This window comes from Mesorhizobium prunaredense (genome assembly GCF_900156895.1).
Taxonomy (GTDB): domain Bacteria; phylum Pseudomonadota; class Alphaproteobacteria; order Rhizobiales; family Rhizobiaceae; genus Mesorhizobium; species Mesorhizobium prunaredense.
In genome coordinates, this window is the sequence record NZ_FTPD01000013.1 from 83,646 (window position 1) to 100,260 (window position 16,615).

At 64.5% G+C, this 16,615-nt stretch carries 9 protein-coding genes; 4 read left to right on the forward strand and 5 right to left on the reverse strand.

The genetic code is table 11. The annotated features are described in order from the left end of the window. Positions 1 to 78: 78 nt before the first annotated feature. The 3 genes from trpS to BQ8794_RS11280 form a co-directional block, all read right to left on the reverse strand. Positions 79 to 1,161, reverse strand: coding sequence for a tryptophan--tRNA ligase (gene trpS, locus BQ8794_RS11270; protein ID WP_077376946.1), 1,083 nt, complete (start codon positions 1,159 to 1,161; stop codon positions 79 to 81). Positions 1,162 to 1,450: 289 nt separating this feature from the next. After that, a complete protein-coding gene (gene murJ / locus BQ8794_RS11275; protein WP_077376949.1) occupies positions 1,451 to 3,028 on the reverse strand; it encodes a murein biosynthesis integral membrane protein MurJ in 1,578 nt (525 codons plus the stop codon). Between the two features lie 46 nt (positions 3,029 to 3,074). Beyond that, the gene (locus tag BQ8794_RS11280; RefSeq protein ID WP_077376952.1) at positions 3,075 to 5,876 is read right to left on the reverse strand and encodes a [protein-PII] uridylyltransferase; all 2,802 of its coding nucleotides are present in this window, start codon (positions 5,874 to 5,876) and stop codon (positions 3,075 to 3,077) included. A 307-nt stretch (positions 5,877 to 6,183) separates the two neighbouring features. On the opposite strand from BQ8794_RS11280, the gene BQ8794_RS11285 reads away from it, so the two are divergent. The 3 genes from BQ8794_RS11285 (at position 6,184) to BQ8794_RS11295 (ending at position 10,054) form a co-directional block, all read left to right on the forward strand. After that, complete coding sequence (locus tag BQ8794_RS11285; protein ID WP_077376956.1) at positions 6,184 to 8,688, forward strand: heavy metal translocating P-type ATPase; 2,505 nt, start codon at positions 6,184 to 6,186, stop codon at positions 8,686 to 8,688. Between the two features lie 43 nt (positions 8,689 to 8,731). Continuing rightward, positions 8,732 to 9,133 carry a CopM family metallochaperone gene (gene copM, locus BQ8794_RS11290; protein WP_077376959.1) on the forward strand — a complete coding sequence of 134 codons (402 nt, stop codon included), beginning with the start codon at positions 8,732 to 8,734 and terminating at the stop codon, positions 9,131 to 9,133. 75 nt (positions 9,134 to 9,208) lie between these two features. Further along, positions 9,209 to 10,054, forward strand: coding sequence for an aldo/keto reductase (locus tag BQ8794_RS11295; protein ID WP_077376962.1), 846 nt, complete (start codon positions 9,209 to 9,211; stop codon positions 10,052 to 10,054). A 150-nt stretch (positions 10,055 to 10,204) separates the two neighbouring features. Here BQ8794_RS11295 and mutS read toward each other — a convergent pair whose 3' ends face one another. Beyond that, entirely contained in the window at positions 10,205 to 12,892 is a 2,688-nt protein-coding gene (gene mutS / locus BQ8794_RS11300; protein ID WP_244554925.1) for a DNA mismatch repair protein MutS, read from the reverse strand. A gap of 205 nt (positions 12,893 to 13,097) precedes the next feature. On the opposite strand from mutS, the gene BQ8794_RS11305 reads away from it, so the two are divergent. Beyond that, positions 13,098 to 15,377 (forward strand): NADP-dependent malic enzyme, encoded by a 2,280-nt coding sequence (locus BQ8794_RS11305; protein ID WP_077376968.1) that lies wholly within the window; start codon positions 13,098 to 13,100, stop codon positions 15,375 to 15,377. Between the two features lie 54 nt (positions 15,378 to 15,431). Here the strand turns inward: BQ8794_RS11305 and BQ8794_RS11310 are convergent, their stop codons facing one another. Further along, the gene (locus tag BQ8794_RS11310) at positions 15,432 to 16,424 is read right to left on the reverse strand and encodes an adenosine kinase (RefSeq protein ID WP_077376971.1); all 993 of its coding nucleotides are present in this window, start codon (positions 16,422 to 16,424) and stop codon (positions 15,432 to 15,434) included. Positions 16,425 to 16,615 lie beyond the last annotated feature (191 nt).

A 16,615-nucleotide genomic window follows, 5' to 3' on the forward strand; every position in this document is an offset into this window, starting at 1 on the left:
CGATGGTTTCGGTCGCAATCTGCCACCGCCACAGCTCGGCCGCAAGCGACCGGCGGATGTAGCGATATTGGCTGCAGATTAACCCTGCAGCAGGCCGATGATGTCGCGCACCGTCTTCATCGTCGCCTCGGCCAGCAGGCCGGCCCGCTCGCCGCCGTCGCTCAGCACCGCGTCGACATAGGCGCGGTCGTCGGAAATGCGGCGCATTTCGCCGGCGATCGGCGCCAGCTTTTCCACGGCAAGGTCGGCCAGCGCCGGCTTGAACACCGAAAACTGCTGGCCGCCGAACTCTTTCAGCACCGCCTCCTTCGAGATCTCGGCGAGACCCGCATAGATGCCGACCAGGTTTTCGGCTTCCGGCCGGCCGGCCAGGCCGTCCAATTCGCCAGGCAATGCCTCCGGGTCGGTCTTGGCCTTGCGGATTTTCTTCGAGATGCTGTCGGCATCGTCGGTCAGATTGATGCGCGACAGGTCGGACGGATCCGACTTCGACATCTTCTTCGAGCCGTCGCGCAGCGACATGATGCGCGCCGCTGGTCCGCCGATGATCGGTTCGGTGAGCGGGAAAAAGCCGTTGACCGTCTCCTCGCCGACCTTCATCTCGACGCCGACGCCAAGGCCGGCAATGCGGTCGGAAAAGTCGTTGTTGAATTTTTGCGCGATGTCGCGCGTCAGTTCCAGATGCTGCTTCTGGTCGTCGCCGACCGGCACATGGGTGGCGCGGTAGACGAGGATGTCGGCAGCCATCAGGCTCGGATAGGCAAGCAGCCCAAGCGAGGCGTTCTCGCGGTCCTTGCCGGCCTTGTCCTTGAACTGCGTCATCCGGTTCATCCAGCCGATGCGGGCCACGCAGTTGAAGATCCAGGCAAGCTCAGCGTGCTGCATGACACGCGACTGGTTGAAGACGATGTGCTTCTTCGGGTCGATGCCGGAGGCGAGAAACGCCGCGGTGATCGCGCGCGTCTGGTCCTTGAGATCCTCATGGACAAGCTGCGCGGTCAGCGAATGCAGGTCGACGACGCAATAGATGCAATCCGAGGTGTCCTGCAGGGCGACGAATTTCTTGATGGCGCCGAGATAGTTGCCGAGATGCAGGTTGCCGGTCGGCTGGACGCCGGAAAAGACGAGTGGCTTGAAGGCAGGCTGATTGGCGTCAGTCATGGTGTTTCCCTGGCTTGTGGAGGGCCGTTTCGCGCGCGGCGAAAGTCTTGCGACGGCGCGCTTATGGACGAGAGCGAGTAGACGATCAAGGGGCTGTAGGCGATCGCGGCAGAGCAATTGCTTCAGCTCGGATTGCTTGTTCGATGGTGTTGGCGCCGCGCTTATAGCGCCTGTCTCGGCTTGGCATCGATATGTGCTGCCCCGTCCGGTCTATGACGAATTGTCCGGCGAGTCTGATGCTTGTCGACGGGATCGTTACGGTCAGGTTTACGGATTTGGAGACTATTCCCTAGGTCGAAGGGGAACCCTTCCGCCTGATATTGCGCCGGATCATGCCGAAATCGGCGCCGCCGATGGCGAAGGCGGTGACGAAATAAAGCAACGCCCCGCCGGCTACCAGCGCGAGAAGCGTCGTAGCCTTTATGACCAGCGGTGAGGCCGAGGCAAGTTGGGCGGCAAACCAGTGCTCGGCAAAATACAGCGCCGTCGCCATCACCGCCGCCGACAGCACCAGCCGTGGGATGCGTCTCATGAGCGGTACGTCGCGGCCCCAATGGCCGCGCCGGATCAGCACGCCGAGCAGCATCAGAGCATTGACCCAGCCGGCGACGGCCGAGGCGACGGCGATGCCCGGCGCGCCCATCTGCGGAAACAGCGTCAGCGCGGTGGTGATGTTCACAGCCACCGAGATCGCGGCAAAGATCATCGGCGTGCGCGTGTCCTCGCGGGCGAAATAGCCGGGGGTGAACGCCTTGATCAGCACGAAGGCCGGCAGCCCCAAGCCGAAGATCGCCAGGATCGCCGCCACGATCGGCGTCGAGTTGTTGGCGGCAAACGCTCCGCGTTCGTAGACCAGCCCGACGATCGGCTCCGCCATGACCAGCAGTGCCGCCGCCGCCGGCAAGGTCAGGAACAGCGTGAACTCCACCGACCGGTTCTGCAGATTGGCCGCCTCGATCAGATTGCCCGACTTCAGCGCCCGCGACAGTTCGGGCAGAAGCACGATGGCGACGGCGATGCCGACGACGCCGAGCGGCAGCTGATAGATGCGATCGGCATAGGCGAGCGACGACACCGCGCTGTCCTGGGCCGAGGCGATCGCGGTGCCGATCAGCTGGTTGATCTGGGTGATGCCGCCGGTGATCGCCGCCGGCAGCGCCAGGATCAGCAGCCGCTTGACATTGGGCGTCATCCTTGGCCGGCGAAAGCTGATCGAGATGCCGGCATGGCGCACCGCCACCCAGACGATCGCCAGTTGCACCAGCCCCGCCGCCAGCACGCCCCAGGCCAGTGCGAAGCCAACGGTGCGCGCGTCCGATCCCTTGTGCCAGGCATAGGCGAGCACGCCGATCAGGATGACGTTTAGGAACACTGGCGCCACCGCGGCGGCGAAATAGCGGCGCAGCGAATTCAGCATGCCGGCCATCATGGCACCGAGCGACATGCAGATCAGATAGGGAAACATGATGGTCGCGAGCCCGACCGTCATCTCGAACTTTCCCGGCGAGTCGGCAAAGCCCGGCGCCACCAGGTAGCGCACGATCAGCGGCATCGCCAGTTCCATGGCGATGGTCAGCGCCAGCAGCGCCGTGAACAGCACGCCGAACACCTCTTCGGAAAAGCGCTTGGCGCCATCGGTGCCGTGGGTCTCGATCTCCTTGGCGAAGAGCGGCACGAAGGCGGCGTTGAAGGCGCCTTCGGCAAACAGCCGGCGGAAGGTGTTGGGAAACTGGAAGGCGGCGTTGAAGGCATCGGCGATCGGCCCGGTGCCGAGCGCGGCCGCCATCAGCATCTCGCGGCCGAAGCCGAGAGCGCGGCTCATCAGCGTGCCGGAAGCGACCGTCGCGAACTTTTTGACAAGGCTCATTTGTGTGGAGATTGCCTGGGTGATCGGAAAAAATCGAGGACGGCGTTCACTCGGCCGCAGCCTTGGCCTTGCCGCCGCGTTCGGGCACGGCGCCTTCGAGGACCGAAATCAGCCTGTTTTGGATGGCGGCCATGCGCGTCGGGCTGTCGATCTTCTGGCCGGTGAGGTCGGTGACATAGAAGGTGTCGATGACCTTTTCGCCGAACGTGGTGATGTGTGCCGAGGCGATGTCGAGCGACAGGTCGGACAATGCCCCGGTTATCTCGGACAGCAGGCCCGGCCGATCCAGCCCCTCGACCTCGATCACCGAGAACCGGTTCGACAGCGTGTTGCGGATTTCGGCCCGCGGCGGGATGCGGAAGACCTTGGCGCCGCGCCGCGGCTTGGTGCGCTTCTCGATCATCTCCGGCAGCCAGCTCTTGCCCGACAGCACGTCTTCGATCAGACGGCCGACGCGTTCGGCGCGGCGGCGTTCGTCCTCGTCGCGGTCGAATTCCCTCGAGATCAGGATGGTGTCCAGCGCGCGGCCGTCGGAGGTGGTGAAGATCTGCGCGTCGACGATGTTGCCGCCGGCCGCCACACAGGCGCCGGCAATGACCGACAGCAGGCGCGGATGGTCCTGTGCCAGCACGGTGATCTCGGTCACCGCCTCGAATTGATGGGTCTTGATCATGGTGGCGAGCTTCTTGCCCGCCGCATCCGCCTCGCGGATGAATTCGGCGTGGCGAAGCTGGTCGGCGAGATCGACCGCCAGCAGATAATTCTCATAGTGCTTGGCGACATAGCGCTTGCGCGCCTTTTCCGGCCAATCGGCGAGCGCCTCGGCCAGCTTTTCGCGGGCAGCCGCGGTGCGCATCGCACGCGACACCTCCGAAAACCCGCCGGTCAACAGCAATTCGGTTTCGTAGTAGAGCGTGCGCAGCAACTGCCCCTTCCAGCCGTTCCAGACGCCAGGCCCGACGCCCCTGATATCGCAGACGGTTAGGACGAGCAGCAGCTTCAACCGTTCGACCGACTGCACGATCGCGGAAAAGTCCTCGATCGTCTTGCGGTCGTTGAGGTCGCGGGTCTGCGCCGTCATCGACATGACGAGATGGTTCTCGACCAGCCAGGCGACCGTTTCGGTGTCGGCCGCCGACAGCCCCATATGCGGGCAGATCCGCCGCGCGATCCGGGCGCCCGCTTCGGAATGGTCCTCCGGCCGGCCCTTGGCGATGTCGTGCAACAGCACCGCGACATAGAGCGCCTCGCGGCTTTTCTTCAGCCCCGGCATCAGCGAGTGGGCAAGCGGGTGGATCTTTTCACCGTCGCCACGCTCGATCTCGGCCAGCACGCCGATACAGCGGATCAGGTGCTCGTCCACCGTATAGTGGTGGTACAGCGAGAACTGCATCATGGCGACGATCTTGCCGAAATCCGGGATCAGCTTTGCCAGCAGTCCCGCCTCGTTCATGCGCCTGAGATTGAGTTCGGCATTGCGGTCCGACGTCAATATGTCGAGGAACAGCCGGTTGGCTTCCTCGTCGCGCCTGAGCGCCTTGCCGACGAGGCCGAGCGAACGGGTCAGCAGCTTCAGCGCATCGGGGTGAAATTCCAGCCCGTGCTTGTCGGCGAACCAGAACAGCCGCAAGAGATTGACCGGATCGCGCTCGAACACCAAGTCGTCAGCGATGTTGATGCGATGGTTGTCGACAATGAAATCTGACGTGCCGGCAAGCTTGCGCTTGCGACGCGAGAAGGTGAGGAAGATGCGGTTGAAGCCCGGCACATGCTTGGCCTGTTCTTCCTCGAGCGCAGCGCAGAAGATGCGGGTCAGATCGCCAACGTCCTTAGCGACGAGGAAGTAATGCTTCATGAAGCGCTCGACCGCCGACAGGCCCGGATGTGTGGTGTAGCCCAGGCGCTCGGCGATCTCGCGCTGGATGTCGAAATGCAGCCGTTCCTCGGCCTTGCCGGTGAGGAAATGCATGTGGCAGCGAACCGCCCACAGGAAGTCCTCGGCCTTCTGGAATTCCCGGTATTCGGTGCCGGTGAAGACGCCCTTGTCGACCAGTTCCTCGCCGGTGCGGACCCGGTAGAAATACTTGCCGATCCAGAACAGCGTCTGCAGGTCGCGCAGGCCGCCCTTGCCGTCCTTGACGTTGGGTTCGACCAGATAGCGGCTTTCGCCGGCCTTGGCATGGCGCTCGTCGCGTTCGGCAAGCTTGGCCTGCACATATTCGGGGCCGGTCGTGCGAACCACCTCGCGGTCGAAGCGCTGCAAGAGCTCGTCATAGAGTTTCTCCTCGCCCCACAGGAAACGCGCCTCCAGGATCGAGGTGCGGATGGTGATGTCGGTGCGCGACTGCCGCAGGCATTCGTCGATGTTGCGGGTGGCGTGGCCGACCTTCAGCCCCAAGTCCCACAGCACGTAGAGCATGTATTCGACGATCTGCTCGCCCCATGGCGTCTGCTTGTAGGGCAGCAGGAAGAGCAGATCGATATCGGATCCCGGCGCCAGCGTGCCGCGGCCATAGCCGCCGACCGCGACGACGGCCATCCGTTCGGCCGATGACGGGTTTTTGACGCGATAGACGTGGGTGGCGGCGAACTCGTAGAGCGCGCGGATGATTTCGTCCATGAGATGCGACAGCCGGGCGGCGCAGGCAGTGCCGCTGCCGTCATCCATCAGCATGCGTTCGGCGATGCTGCGGCCGGCGGCCAGCCTGCTCTTGAGAAGCTGGAGAACGCCGGCACGCGCAGCCTTGCCGGAGCCGTCGCCTGCCGTGGCCGCAGTCAGCGCGGTCATCTCGCGGCGCAAGGCTTCGCCGTCGATCAGTTCGTCGAGCTTTAGAGAGATTCTTGCCATAAGTGCCGTTCGGCCTCGCCGTTTTGGCGGCGTCTATAGCGCGTTTTCGCGGCGCTGGGTATGGGCGGACGGACACGCTCTCCACGGGAGTCGAATCCCGATGATCGCCTCCTGCCGCAGTTGATAGATGGTCTTGCTGGACGATGTTGCCAAGCCCAGAAGTGGCAGCCGCCATAAGCATGGAAGCGGTTTGGGTCAGGCAGTCCGGCATGTACCACGGCACCAAAGGTCGAAATTGGCCCTTGACCTTCCAGTTACTGGAAGCACTACCTCTGTTGCAAGTTCGAGACAGAGAGGCCTTTCCGCATTGACGCATTCCGACCACGACCATCACGCCCATAGCGGTTGCTGCTCGCCGAAACCTGCTCCGTCCGTCGCCGACGCGGTCATTCGCGATCCGGTCTGCGGTATGACCGTCGATCCGGCCGCCGGCAAGCCGACTGCCGAGCATGGCAGCCACCTCTATCATTTCTGCAGCGAGCGCTGCCGTTCGAAGTTCATGGCCGAGCCGGAAAACTACATTATCGCCACCGACCCGGTCTGCGGCATGCGTGTCGAGCGTGCCACCGCGAAGCACTTTTCCCGGCATGAAGGCCAGGGCTTCTATTTCTGCTCGGCCGGTTGCAAGGTGAAATTCGAGGCGGAGCCGGCAAAGTATCTTGGCGACAGGCCGGAGCCGCAGGCGATGCCGAAAGGCACGCAATACACCTGCCCGATGCATCCCGAAATCATCCGCGACAAGCCAGGCGCCTGCCCGATTTGCGGCATGGCGCTGGAGCCGATGGGGGTGCCGACCGGCGACGAGGGCCCGAACCCGGAACTGGTCGATTTCACCAGGCGCTTCTGGGTGAGTGCCGTGTTGTCGGTGCCATTGCTGATCTTCGCCATGGCGCCGATGCTCGGCCTGACGTTTAGCGCCTTCATCGAGGATTCGACCAAGATCTGGGTGGAATTGGCGCTGGCCAGCCCGGTTGTGCTGTGGGCGGCATTCCCTTTCTTCCATCGAGGCTGGGAATCGGTTCTCAACCGCAGCCCCAACATGTGGACGTTGATTTCGCTCGGTGTAGGTGCGGCCTATCTCTACAGCGTCGCCGCCGCGCTATTCCCCGATATATTTCCGCACCAGTTCCGCGGTCATGAGGGCACGGTCCCAGTCTATTTCGAGGCAGCCGCCGTTATCGTGGCGCTGGTTTTCCTCGGCCAGGTGCTGGAATTGCGCGCCCGTGAAAAAACCGGCTCGGCGATCCGCGCGCTGCTCGACCTCGCGCCGAAGACGGCGCGGCTGATCGGCGAGGACGGTTCCGAAAACGACGTGCCGCTCGACACGGTCAAGGCCGGCGACCGCCTGCGCATCCGCCCCGGCGATGCCGTGCCGGTCGACGGCATGGTGCTGGAAGGCCGCTCTTCCATCGACGAATCGATGCTGTCAGGCGAGCCTCTGCCGGTCGAAAAGACTGAAGGCGATTCCGTCACCGGCGGCACGCTCAACAAGAACGGTTCGCTGATCATGCGCGCCGAGAGGATCGGCGCCGAAACCACGCTGGCGCGGATCGTCGCGCTCGTCGCCAAGGCGCAGCGTTCGCGCGCGCCGATCCAGGGTCTGGCCGACCGCGTCTCCTACTATTTCGTCCCCGCCGTCGTCGTGGTTGCGATCGTTGCGTTCATCGCCTGGGCGATCTTCGGGCCGCAACCCAGCCTGATCTTTGCCATCGTCTCGGCGGTCTCGGTGCTGATCATCGCATGTCCTTGCGCACTGGGGCTTGCCACGCCGATGTCGATCATGACCGCCACAGGGCGCGGCGCGCATGCCGGCGTGCTGATCAAGGACGCCGAGGCGCTCGAGCGCTTTGCCTCGGTCGACACGCTGATCGTCGACAAGACCGGCACATTGACGGAAGGCCGGCCGAGATTGACGGACGTCGTCGCTGCCGAGGGCATGACGCAAGATGATCTGCTGGCACTTGCCGCCGGCCTCGAAAAAGCCTCCGAGCATCCGCTGGCCGAGGCGATCGTCGAAGGCGCCCGGGAACGCGGGGTAAAAATTCCCGACGCCGGCGGTTTCGAGGCGGTCACCGGCAAGGGCGTTTCCGGCACGGTGTCGGGACAGAAGGTGGCGCTCGGCAACGCCGCGATGATGGCCGCTCTCGGCATCGATATTCTACCCATCTCGATGAGCGCCGAGGCGCTGCAGGCCGAGGGCAAGACCGCGATGTTCGTCGCCGTCGGCGACAAACTGGCCGGCATCGTCGCCGTCGCCGACCCGATCAAGGCGACGACATCAGAGGCGATAAAGGCGCTGCACGAGCGCGGCCTGAAGATCATCATGGCGACCGGCGACAATGAACGCACGGCGAAAGCCATCGCCAGCAAACTCGGCATCGACGTGGTGCATGCCGGCCTGCTTCCGGAACAGAAGAGCGCGCTGGTCGAGGAGTTGCGCGCCAGCGGCGGCGGCGTCGCCATGGCCGGCGACGGCGTCAACGACGCGCCGGCGCTGGCTGCCGCCGATGTCGGCATCGCCATGGGAACCGGCGCCGATGTCGCGGTCGAAAGCGCCGGGATCACGCTGGTCAAGGGCGATCTCAACGGCATCGTCCGGGCCCGCACGCTCGCCCAGGCGACGATCCGCAACATCCGCCAGAACCTGTTCTTCGCCTTCCTCTACAACGTGCTTGGCGTGCCGGTCGCCGCCGGCGTGCTCTATCCGCTCACCGGCACGCTGTTGTCGCCGATGATTGCGGCAGCGGCGATGAGCCTGTCCTCGGTTTCGGTGATCAGCAACGCGTTGCGGCTCAGGACGTTGAAACTCTGAGCGAAGTCCCCAGATAGGAATTCGTTCAAAAAGGAGATCATGAATGACTTTGGCCAAGAAGATCGTGCTGCTGCTGATGGCGGCCGGAATGCTGCTTGCCGTTTTCCTGGAAAGCATTCCGTCGCAAGCCCAGGAGACGAAACACGACATGGGGGCGCACGACATGGGAGCGATGGGCGCGCAGGGTGCCTCGACCGATAGCTACAAGGCGGCGATGGACAAGATGCACAGCGCGATGATGGCGATCGAATATTCCGGCAATGCCGATGTCGATTTCGCCCGCGGCATGATCCCGCATCACCAGGCGGCTATCGACATGGCCAAGGTCGAGCTTGCCAATGGCAAGGATCCGGAAATGCGCAAGCTGGCCGAAGCGGTGATCGCGGCGCAGGAAGCCGAGATCAAGCAGATGCAGGATTGGCTGGCCGCCCATCCGGTGAAGTAGCATCAGGCAGCTCGCGCGAAGGACTTTGATCTGGATTTATCCCCGGCTGCCATCGGGCCTCGACTGGAGGACGCCATGCCGTCAACGATAAGAACCACAACATTGCCCTCGGGCGAAGCCGTTCCCGTGCTCGGTCAAGGCACCTGGAAAATGGGCGAGGACGCCCGCCGCCGTGCCGATGAGGTCAATGCCCTGAAGCTTGGGCTGGATCTCGGCATGACGCTGATCGACACCGCCGAAATGTATGCCAGCGGTGGCGCCGAGGAAGTGGTGGCGGATGCTATTGCCGGGCGCCGCGACGAGGTGTTACTGGTCTCCAAGGTGCTGCCGTCCAACGCCTCGCGCACCGGCGTGCCGGCGGCCTGCGACAGAAGCCTCAGGCATCTGCGCACCGACCGCATCGATCTCTATCTGCTGCACTGGCCCGGCAGCGTGCCGCTGGCGGAAACGGTCGAGGCCTTCGAGGCGTTGAAAAAGGCCGGCAAGATCCGCCACTGGGGCGTCAGCAATTTTGACACTCATGAGATGGAGGAACTGGTCAGCCTGCCGGCCGGCGACAGCGTCCAGACCAACCAGATCCTCTACAATCTGTCCCAGCGCGGCCCCGAATTCGACCTTGCGCCCTGGAGCCGGCGGCGCGGCATTCCGCTGATGGCCTATTCGCCGGTCGACCAGGGCGCATTGGCGCGCAACGCCAGCCTCGAAGCCATCGCCGCCCGCCACGATGCGACGCCGGCTCAGCTGGCGCTGGCCTGGGTGATGGCACAGGACGGCGTCATCGCCATTCCAAAGGCCAGCAAGCAGGAGCATATCCGCCAGAATGTCGCAGCGCTCGACATCGAGCTTACGCGTGAGGATTTCGCCGAAATCGACCGCGCCTTCCCGCCGCCGAGGCGCAAGCAGGGCCTGCAGATGATTTGAGGATGGGAGCGGAAATAAACTAAGGCCGCGTTCCTTCGCGCCCCCCTCTGTCCTGCCGGACATCTCCCCCCAAGTAGGGGAGATGCCAAGTGGTGGCAAAGAGGGCAGGACAGAGGGGGGCGCCGTAGAGCACTATCCGACGAGGCCCAGCTACTTCCCCGCCATTCCCTTCAACCGGTAAAGCGCCTCCAGCGCCTCCCGCGGCGTCATCTCGTCGGGGTTGATCGCGCCGAGCGCGGCACCGAGTGCATCGTCCTTCACCGGCTTCGGCGTTTCCCGCCTCACCGCCACTGAAAACAGCGGCAGATCGTCGACCAGCCGGTTGGCCTTGCCCGAAACCTCGCCCGCTTCCAGCTGGTGCAGCACTTCCCTGGCCCGCCCGACCACTGCCTCCGGCAAGCCGGCCAGACGCGCCACCTGCACGCCGTAGGAGCGGTCGGCGGCACCCTTGCCGACCTCGTGCAGGAAGACCACGTCGCCCTCCCATTCCTTGACCCGCATGGTGACATTGTGCAGTCGAGCAAGCTTGCTGGCCAGCGCAGTCATTTCGTGGAAATGGGTGGCGAAGATCGCCCGGCAGCGGTTTTTCTCGTGCAGATACTCGACCGCCGCCCAGGCGATCGACAGGCCGTCGAAGGTGGCGGTGCCGCGGCCGATCTCGTCGAGGATCACCAGCGCGCGCTCGCCGGCCTGGTTGAGGATCGCCGCCGTTTCGACCATCTCGACCATGAAGGTCGAGCGGCCGCGCGCCAGATCGTCGGAGGCGCCGACACGTGAAAACAGCCGGTCGACGACGCCGATATGGGCTGATGCCGCCGGCACGAAGGAGCCGGTCTGGGCGAGGATGGCGATCAGCGCGTTCTGCCTGAGGAAGGTCGATTTGCCGCCCATATTGGGGCCGGTCAGCAGCCAGATCGCGCCGTTTTTGGCATTGCCTTCCGGCGACAAATCGCAATCATTGGCGACGAACGGTCCTTCGCCCGAACGCCGCAGCGACTGTTCCACCACCGGATGCCGCCCGCCCGAAATGGCGAAGGCGAGGCTCGCGTCCACGATGGGCCGGCACCAGGCCTCGCTTTCGGAAAGCAGCGCCAGTGCCGCCGACACGTCGAGCACGGCGAGTGCTTCGGCGCCGGCGCGGATCTTGTCCGCCTCGCCAACCGCTTCCGCCGTCAGCCTGTCGAAGGCGGCAAGCTCGATCGCCAGCGCCCGGTCGGCGGCATTGGCGATCTTCGATTCCAGCTCGGCCAGTTCGGTCGTGGTGAAGCGCATGGCGTTGGCCATGGTCTGGCGATGGATGAAGCGCGCCTTCGCCCCGTCGCTGCTCGTCAAGATCGCATGGTGGTTGGCGGTGACTTCGATGTAGTAGCCAAGCACATTGTTGTGCCGGATTTTCAGCGAGCGGATGCCGGTTTCGTCGATCAGCGAGCGCTCCAGCCCGGCGATCACCTTGCGCGATTCATCGCGCAGCGCCCGCATCTCGTCGAGCTCAGCGTTGTAGCTGGAACGGACGAAGCCGCCGTCGCGCTTGAGCAGCGGCAGTTCGTCGGCGAGCGCCCGCGTCAGATGCTCGGCCAGCGGGCGCGGCAGCGCCTCGATCGCCGCCAGCGCCGCCGCCAATTCTGGCGGCAGGGCGGTCGCCGCAAACAGTTCGGCAATAGCGCCGGCGGCCTCGAACCCGGCACGCAGGGCGCCAAGATCGCGCGGGCCACCGCGGTTGAGCGCCAGCCGCGACAGCGCGCGTGGCATGTCGGCGACGCTCTTCAGGCTCGCCCGCACCGCATGGCACAGCCGTGTCTCGGCCCGGAAGAACGACACCGAATCCAGCCTTGCGCCAATTGCCGCCGGATCGGTCAGCGGCGCCATCAGCCGGTCGGCGAGCAGCCGCGCGCCGCCGCCGGTCACCGTGCGGTCGATCGCCTTGAACAGCGAACCCTCGCGGCTGCCGGACAGCGTGCGCAGCAGTTCCAGATTGGCGCGTGTCGCCGGATCGATGAACAGCGTCGAACCCTGCTCCTCGCGCTCGGGCCGCGACAGCGGCGGCCGCTCGGCCTTCTGCGTCTTCTCGACATAGGCGATGGCGCCTGAGATCGCCGACAGTTCGGCGCGGGAAAACGTACCGAAACTGTCCGGCGTCGCCACCTCGAAGAAACGGGCGATGCGCCCGGCGGCCGACGCCGAGTCGAACAGGCTCGGCGGCTGCGGATTGGCGATGCGGCCGAGCACATCGAACACCGGTTTCAGCTCCGGATCGTAAAACACCGGCTCGGCGACGATCAGCTCGCGTGGGTCGACGCGAAAGACATCGGCGAGCAGCCGGTCGGCGGTCGTCTCGGCAACGCGGAAGGCGCCGGTCGAGATCTCGATCCAGGCCAGCGCAAAACTTCCTTGGTTCCCTGTCGCGCTGCCGCGCTCCCCGCCTCTTGGATCGGCCCCGCCCTTGACCCGGCCAAGTGCCATCAAGAAACTCGATTCCGACGGCGCCAGCAGTTTGTCCTCGGTGATGGTGCCGGGCGTTACCAGCCGCACCACGTCGCGGCGCACCACCGATTTGCCGCCGCGTTTCTTCGCCTCTGCCGGATCCTCGATCTGCTCGCAGACGGCGACGCGGAACCCTTGTCCAATCAGCTTCTGCAGATAATCGTCGGCGGCATGCACCGGCACGCCGCACATCGGGATGTCGAGGCCCTGGTGCTTGCCACGCTTGGTCAGGACGATGCCGAGCGCCCGGCTCGCCTTCTCGGCGTCGTCGAAGAACAGTTCGTAGAAATCGCCCATGCGGTAGAACAGCAGCGAATCCGGGTTCGCCGCCTTGATCTCGATATACTGCTCCATCATCGGCGTTGCCGGCGCAAAGGCCGGCGCAGCACTGTCGCTGCGAATGGGCGTTTCGTCGTTCAAGAAGTTGCTTCCAAAATTTCCCAAGCCATCTGCTTGGCGGTTTACAGCGGCGAAGTGTAGCCTTAATCCCGAACGTTCCACAAAAGAAAGCGTCGCGCCCGTCTCAACGAGGTGCTGCACGGGTGAGGAAATCGAAAGCATCATGGCCAAGAAAACCGAAAGCAACGGCCCCTCCGTCAGTGCGCAGGAGGCGCTGGAATTCCACGCCATGGGCCGCCCGGGCAAGCTGGAGATCGTCGCCACCAAGCCGATGGCCACCCAGCGCGACCTCAGCCTCGCCTATTCGCCGGGCGTCGCGGTTCCGGTGCTTGCCATTGCCGAGGATCCCAGCCGCGCCTTCGACTACACGGCGCGCGGCAACATGGTCGCCGTCATCTCCAACGGCACCGCCATCCTCGGCCTCGGCAATCTCGGCGCGCTGGCCGCCAAGCCGGTGATGGAAGGCAAGGCGGTGCTGTTCAAGCGCTTCGCCGATGTCGATTCGATCGATCTCGAGGTCGACACCGAGGATGCCGAAGAGTTCATCAATTGCGTGCGTTTCCTCGGGCCGTCGTTCGGCGGAATCAATCTGGAAGACATCAAGGCTCCGGAATGCTTTATCATCGAGCAGCGGCTGCGCGAACTTATGGACATACCGGTCTTTCATGACGACCAGCACGGCACCGCCATCATTTCGGCGGCCGGCCTGATCAACGCGCTGGAAATCACCGGCCGCGACATGAAGACCACCAAAATGGTCTGCAACGGCGCCGGTGCCGCCGGCGTCGCCTGCATCGAGCTGATGAAGGCGATGGGCTTTGCGCCCGAAAACATCATCCTGTGCGACACCAAAGGCGTCGTCTTCCAGGGCCGCACCGAAGGCATGAACCAGTGGAAGTCGGCGCATGCCGTCAAGACCGATGCGCGCTCGCTGGCCGAGGCGCTCGACGGTGCCGACGTGTTCCTCGGCCTCTCAGCCAAGGGCGTGCTGACCACCAAGATGGTGCAGTCGATGGCCGAGAAGCCGATCATCTTCGCCATGGCCAACCCCGATCCCGAGATCACGCCGGAGGAAGTCGCCGAAATCCGCGCCGATGCCATCATGGCCACCGGGCGTTCGGACTATCCGAACCAGGTCAACAACGTGCTCGGCTTCCCTTACATCTTCCGCGGCGCGCTGGACGTGCGGGCGACCACCATCAATGACGACATGAAGATCGCCGCGGCGCGTGCGCTCGCCGAACTGGCGCGCCAGGATGTGCCCGACGACGTCGCCGCCGCCTACCAGGGCATGCGGCCGAAATTCGGCCCCAACTACATCATCCCGGTGCCGTTCGACCCGCGCCTGATCTCGGCCATTCCGATCGCGGTTGCCAAGGCCGCGATGGAATCCGGCGTCGCGCGCAAGCCGATCCTCGACCTCGACCGCTACGCGCAGGAGCTTTCCGCCCGCCGCGATCCGATCGCCTCGACCCTGCAGCGCATCTACGACCGCGTGCGCCGCCAGCCCAAGCGCATCGTTTTCGCCGAGGGCGAGGAGGAGCAGGTGATGCGCGCCGCCGTCTCCTATGTGAACCAGCGGCTCGGCACCGCCATCCTGCTCGGCCGCGACGACATCATCAAGGAGAACGCCAGGAACGCCGGCATCGAACTGAACAAGCAAGGCATCGAGATCATCAATGCCAGGCTGTCGCGCCGCAACGGCGTCTACACCGACTATCTGTACGAGCGCATGCAGCGCAAGGGGTTCCTGTTTCGCGACTGCCAGCGCCTGATCAACAACGACCGCAACCATTTCGCCGCCTGCATGGTGGCGCTGGGCGATGCCGATGGCATCGTCACCGGCGTCACCCGCAACTACTCGACGGCGCTCGACGACATCCGCCGCATCATCGACGCCAAGCCCGGCCACCGCGTCATCGGCGCCTCGATCGTGCTGGCGCGGGGTCGAACCGTGATTGTCGCCGACACCGCCGTGCATGACATGCCGAATGCCGAACAGATCGCCGACATCGCCGAGGAAGCCGCCGGCTTTGCCCGCCGCATGGGTTATGAGCCACGGCTGGCCATGCTTGCCTATTCCACCTTCGGCCATCCGCAGGGCGAGCGCTCCGAACGCGTCCAGGAAGCGGTGCGCATCCTCGACAAGCGGCGCGTCGATTTCGAGTATGACGGCGAGATGGCAGCCGACGTGGCGCTCAACGCACGCGCCATGGCGCAATACCCGTTCATCCGGCTGACCGGTCCGGCCAATGTGCTGATCATGCCGGCCTTCCACTCGGCCTCGATCTCGACCAAGATGCTGCAGGAGCTCGGCGGCTCGACCGTCATCGGCCCGCTGCTGGTCGGCTTGGACAAGCCGGTTCAGATCGTCTCGCTCAACGCCAAGGACAGCGACATCGTCAACATGGCGGCGATTGCCGCTTATACGGCAGGGGCCTGAGGAGCGAGCGCCTCTTCCTTCTCCCACAAGGGGAGAAGGAAGAGGTGCCGCCTCCTAAATCAGCCCTGCCTGCTCAGCCTCGTGGCGCAGATTCTGCCGCGGCCTTGGCCCGATCTGCTGGATCACCAGCCCGGCCGCCAGCGAGCCGAGATCGCCGCAATGCTTCAGGCTGCGCCCTTGCGTGTAGCCGTAGAGGAAACCGGCGGCATAGAGGTCGCCGGCGCCGGTGGTGTCGACCAGCTCGCGGATTTTTGTCGCATTGATGGTGACGGTCTCGTCGCCGCGCACGATGACCGAGCCCTTTTCGGAGCGGGTGACGGCGGCGATCTTGCAATCCTTGCGGATCTGGGCCAGCGCCTCGTCGAAGGAGGCGGTCTGGTAGAGCGACTTGATCTCGTGGCTGTTGGCAAAGACGATATCGACGGTGCCCGAGCGCATCAGCTCCAGAAACTCGTCGCGGTAGCGGTCGACGCAGAACGAATCCGACAATGTCATCGACACTTCGCGCCCGGCGGCATGGGCGAGCTTCGCCGTCTGCCGGAACGCTTCCTTGGCGCGCGGCGGGTCCCACAGATAGCCCTCGAAATAGGTGACGGCGGCGCCTGACGCCTTGTCCGCCTCGACATCTTCCGGACCGAGCTCGACGCAAGCGCCGAGATAGGTGTTCATCGAGCGCTCGCCGTCCGGCGTGACGAAGATCATCGAGCGCGCCGTCGGCGGTTCGCCATTGAGCGGCCTGGTGTCGAAGGCGACGCCCTGCGCGTGCATGTCATGGGCGTAGATTTCGCCGAGCGTGTCGTTCGAAACCTTGCCGAAGAAGGCGGCGCGGCCGCCGAAGCTGGCGACGCCCGCCGCCGTGTTGCCGGCGCTGCCGCCCGAGGCTTCGATGGCCGGGCCCATGCGGCTGTAGAGCAGTTCGGCGCGCCTCGTGTCGATCAGGTTCATCGCGCCCTTGATGATGCCGTTGGTTTGCAGAAATGCCTCGTCGCACTGGGCGATGATGTCGACAATGGCATTACCGATACAAAGCACGTCATAGTTCGGCATCAATGATGTCTCCGCGAAAAACCACCGGCTTTCTGGCATGCCGGCCGCGGGCGGGTCTAGCGATTTGATGCGGCTTTGCCTAGGCCGTGATTTTTAAATGGCGTGACGCCGCACGTGGTTGCGCCCTTGGTTGCGCTTGTGACTTGTCGTGTCTCCGCCTATTTCGCAGATGTTCAACATGGAATTGGAAA

Bases quoted from the DNA above. Each gene is read 5' to 3' on its own strand.
- trpS (WP_077376946.1), bottom strand. From the start codon at position 1,161: ATGACTGACGCCAATCAGCCTGCCTTCAAGCCACTCGTCTTTTCCGGC.
- murJ (WP_077376949.1), bottom strand. From the start codon at position 3,028: ATGAGCCTTGTCAAAAAGTTCGCGACGGTCGCTTCCGGCACGCTGATG.
- BQ8794_RS11280 (WP_077376952.1), bottom strand. From the start codon at position 5,876: ATGGCAAGAATCTCTCTAAAGCTCGACGAACTGATCGACGGCGAAGCC.
- copM (WP_077376959.1), top strand. From the start codon at position 8,732: ATGACTTTGGCCAAGAAGATCGTGCTGCTGCTGATGGCGGCCGGAATG.
- BQ8794_RS11295 (WP_077376962.1), top strand. From the start codon at position 9,209: ATGCCGTCAACGATAAGAACCACAACATTGCCCTCGGGCGAAGCCGTT.
- mutS (WP_244554925.1), bottom strand. From the start codon at position 12,892: ATGATGGAGCAGTATATCGAGATCAAGGCGGCGAACCCGGATTCGCTG.
- BQ8794_RS11305 (WP_077376968.1), top strand. From the start codon at position 13,098: ATGGCCAAGAAAACCGAAAGCAACGGCCCCTCCGTCAGTGCGCAGGAG.
- BQ8794_RS11310 (WP_077376971.1), bottom strand. From the start codon at position 16,424: ATGCCGAACTATGACGTGCTTTGTATCGGTAATGCCATTGTCGACATC.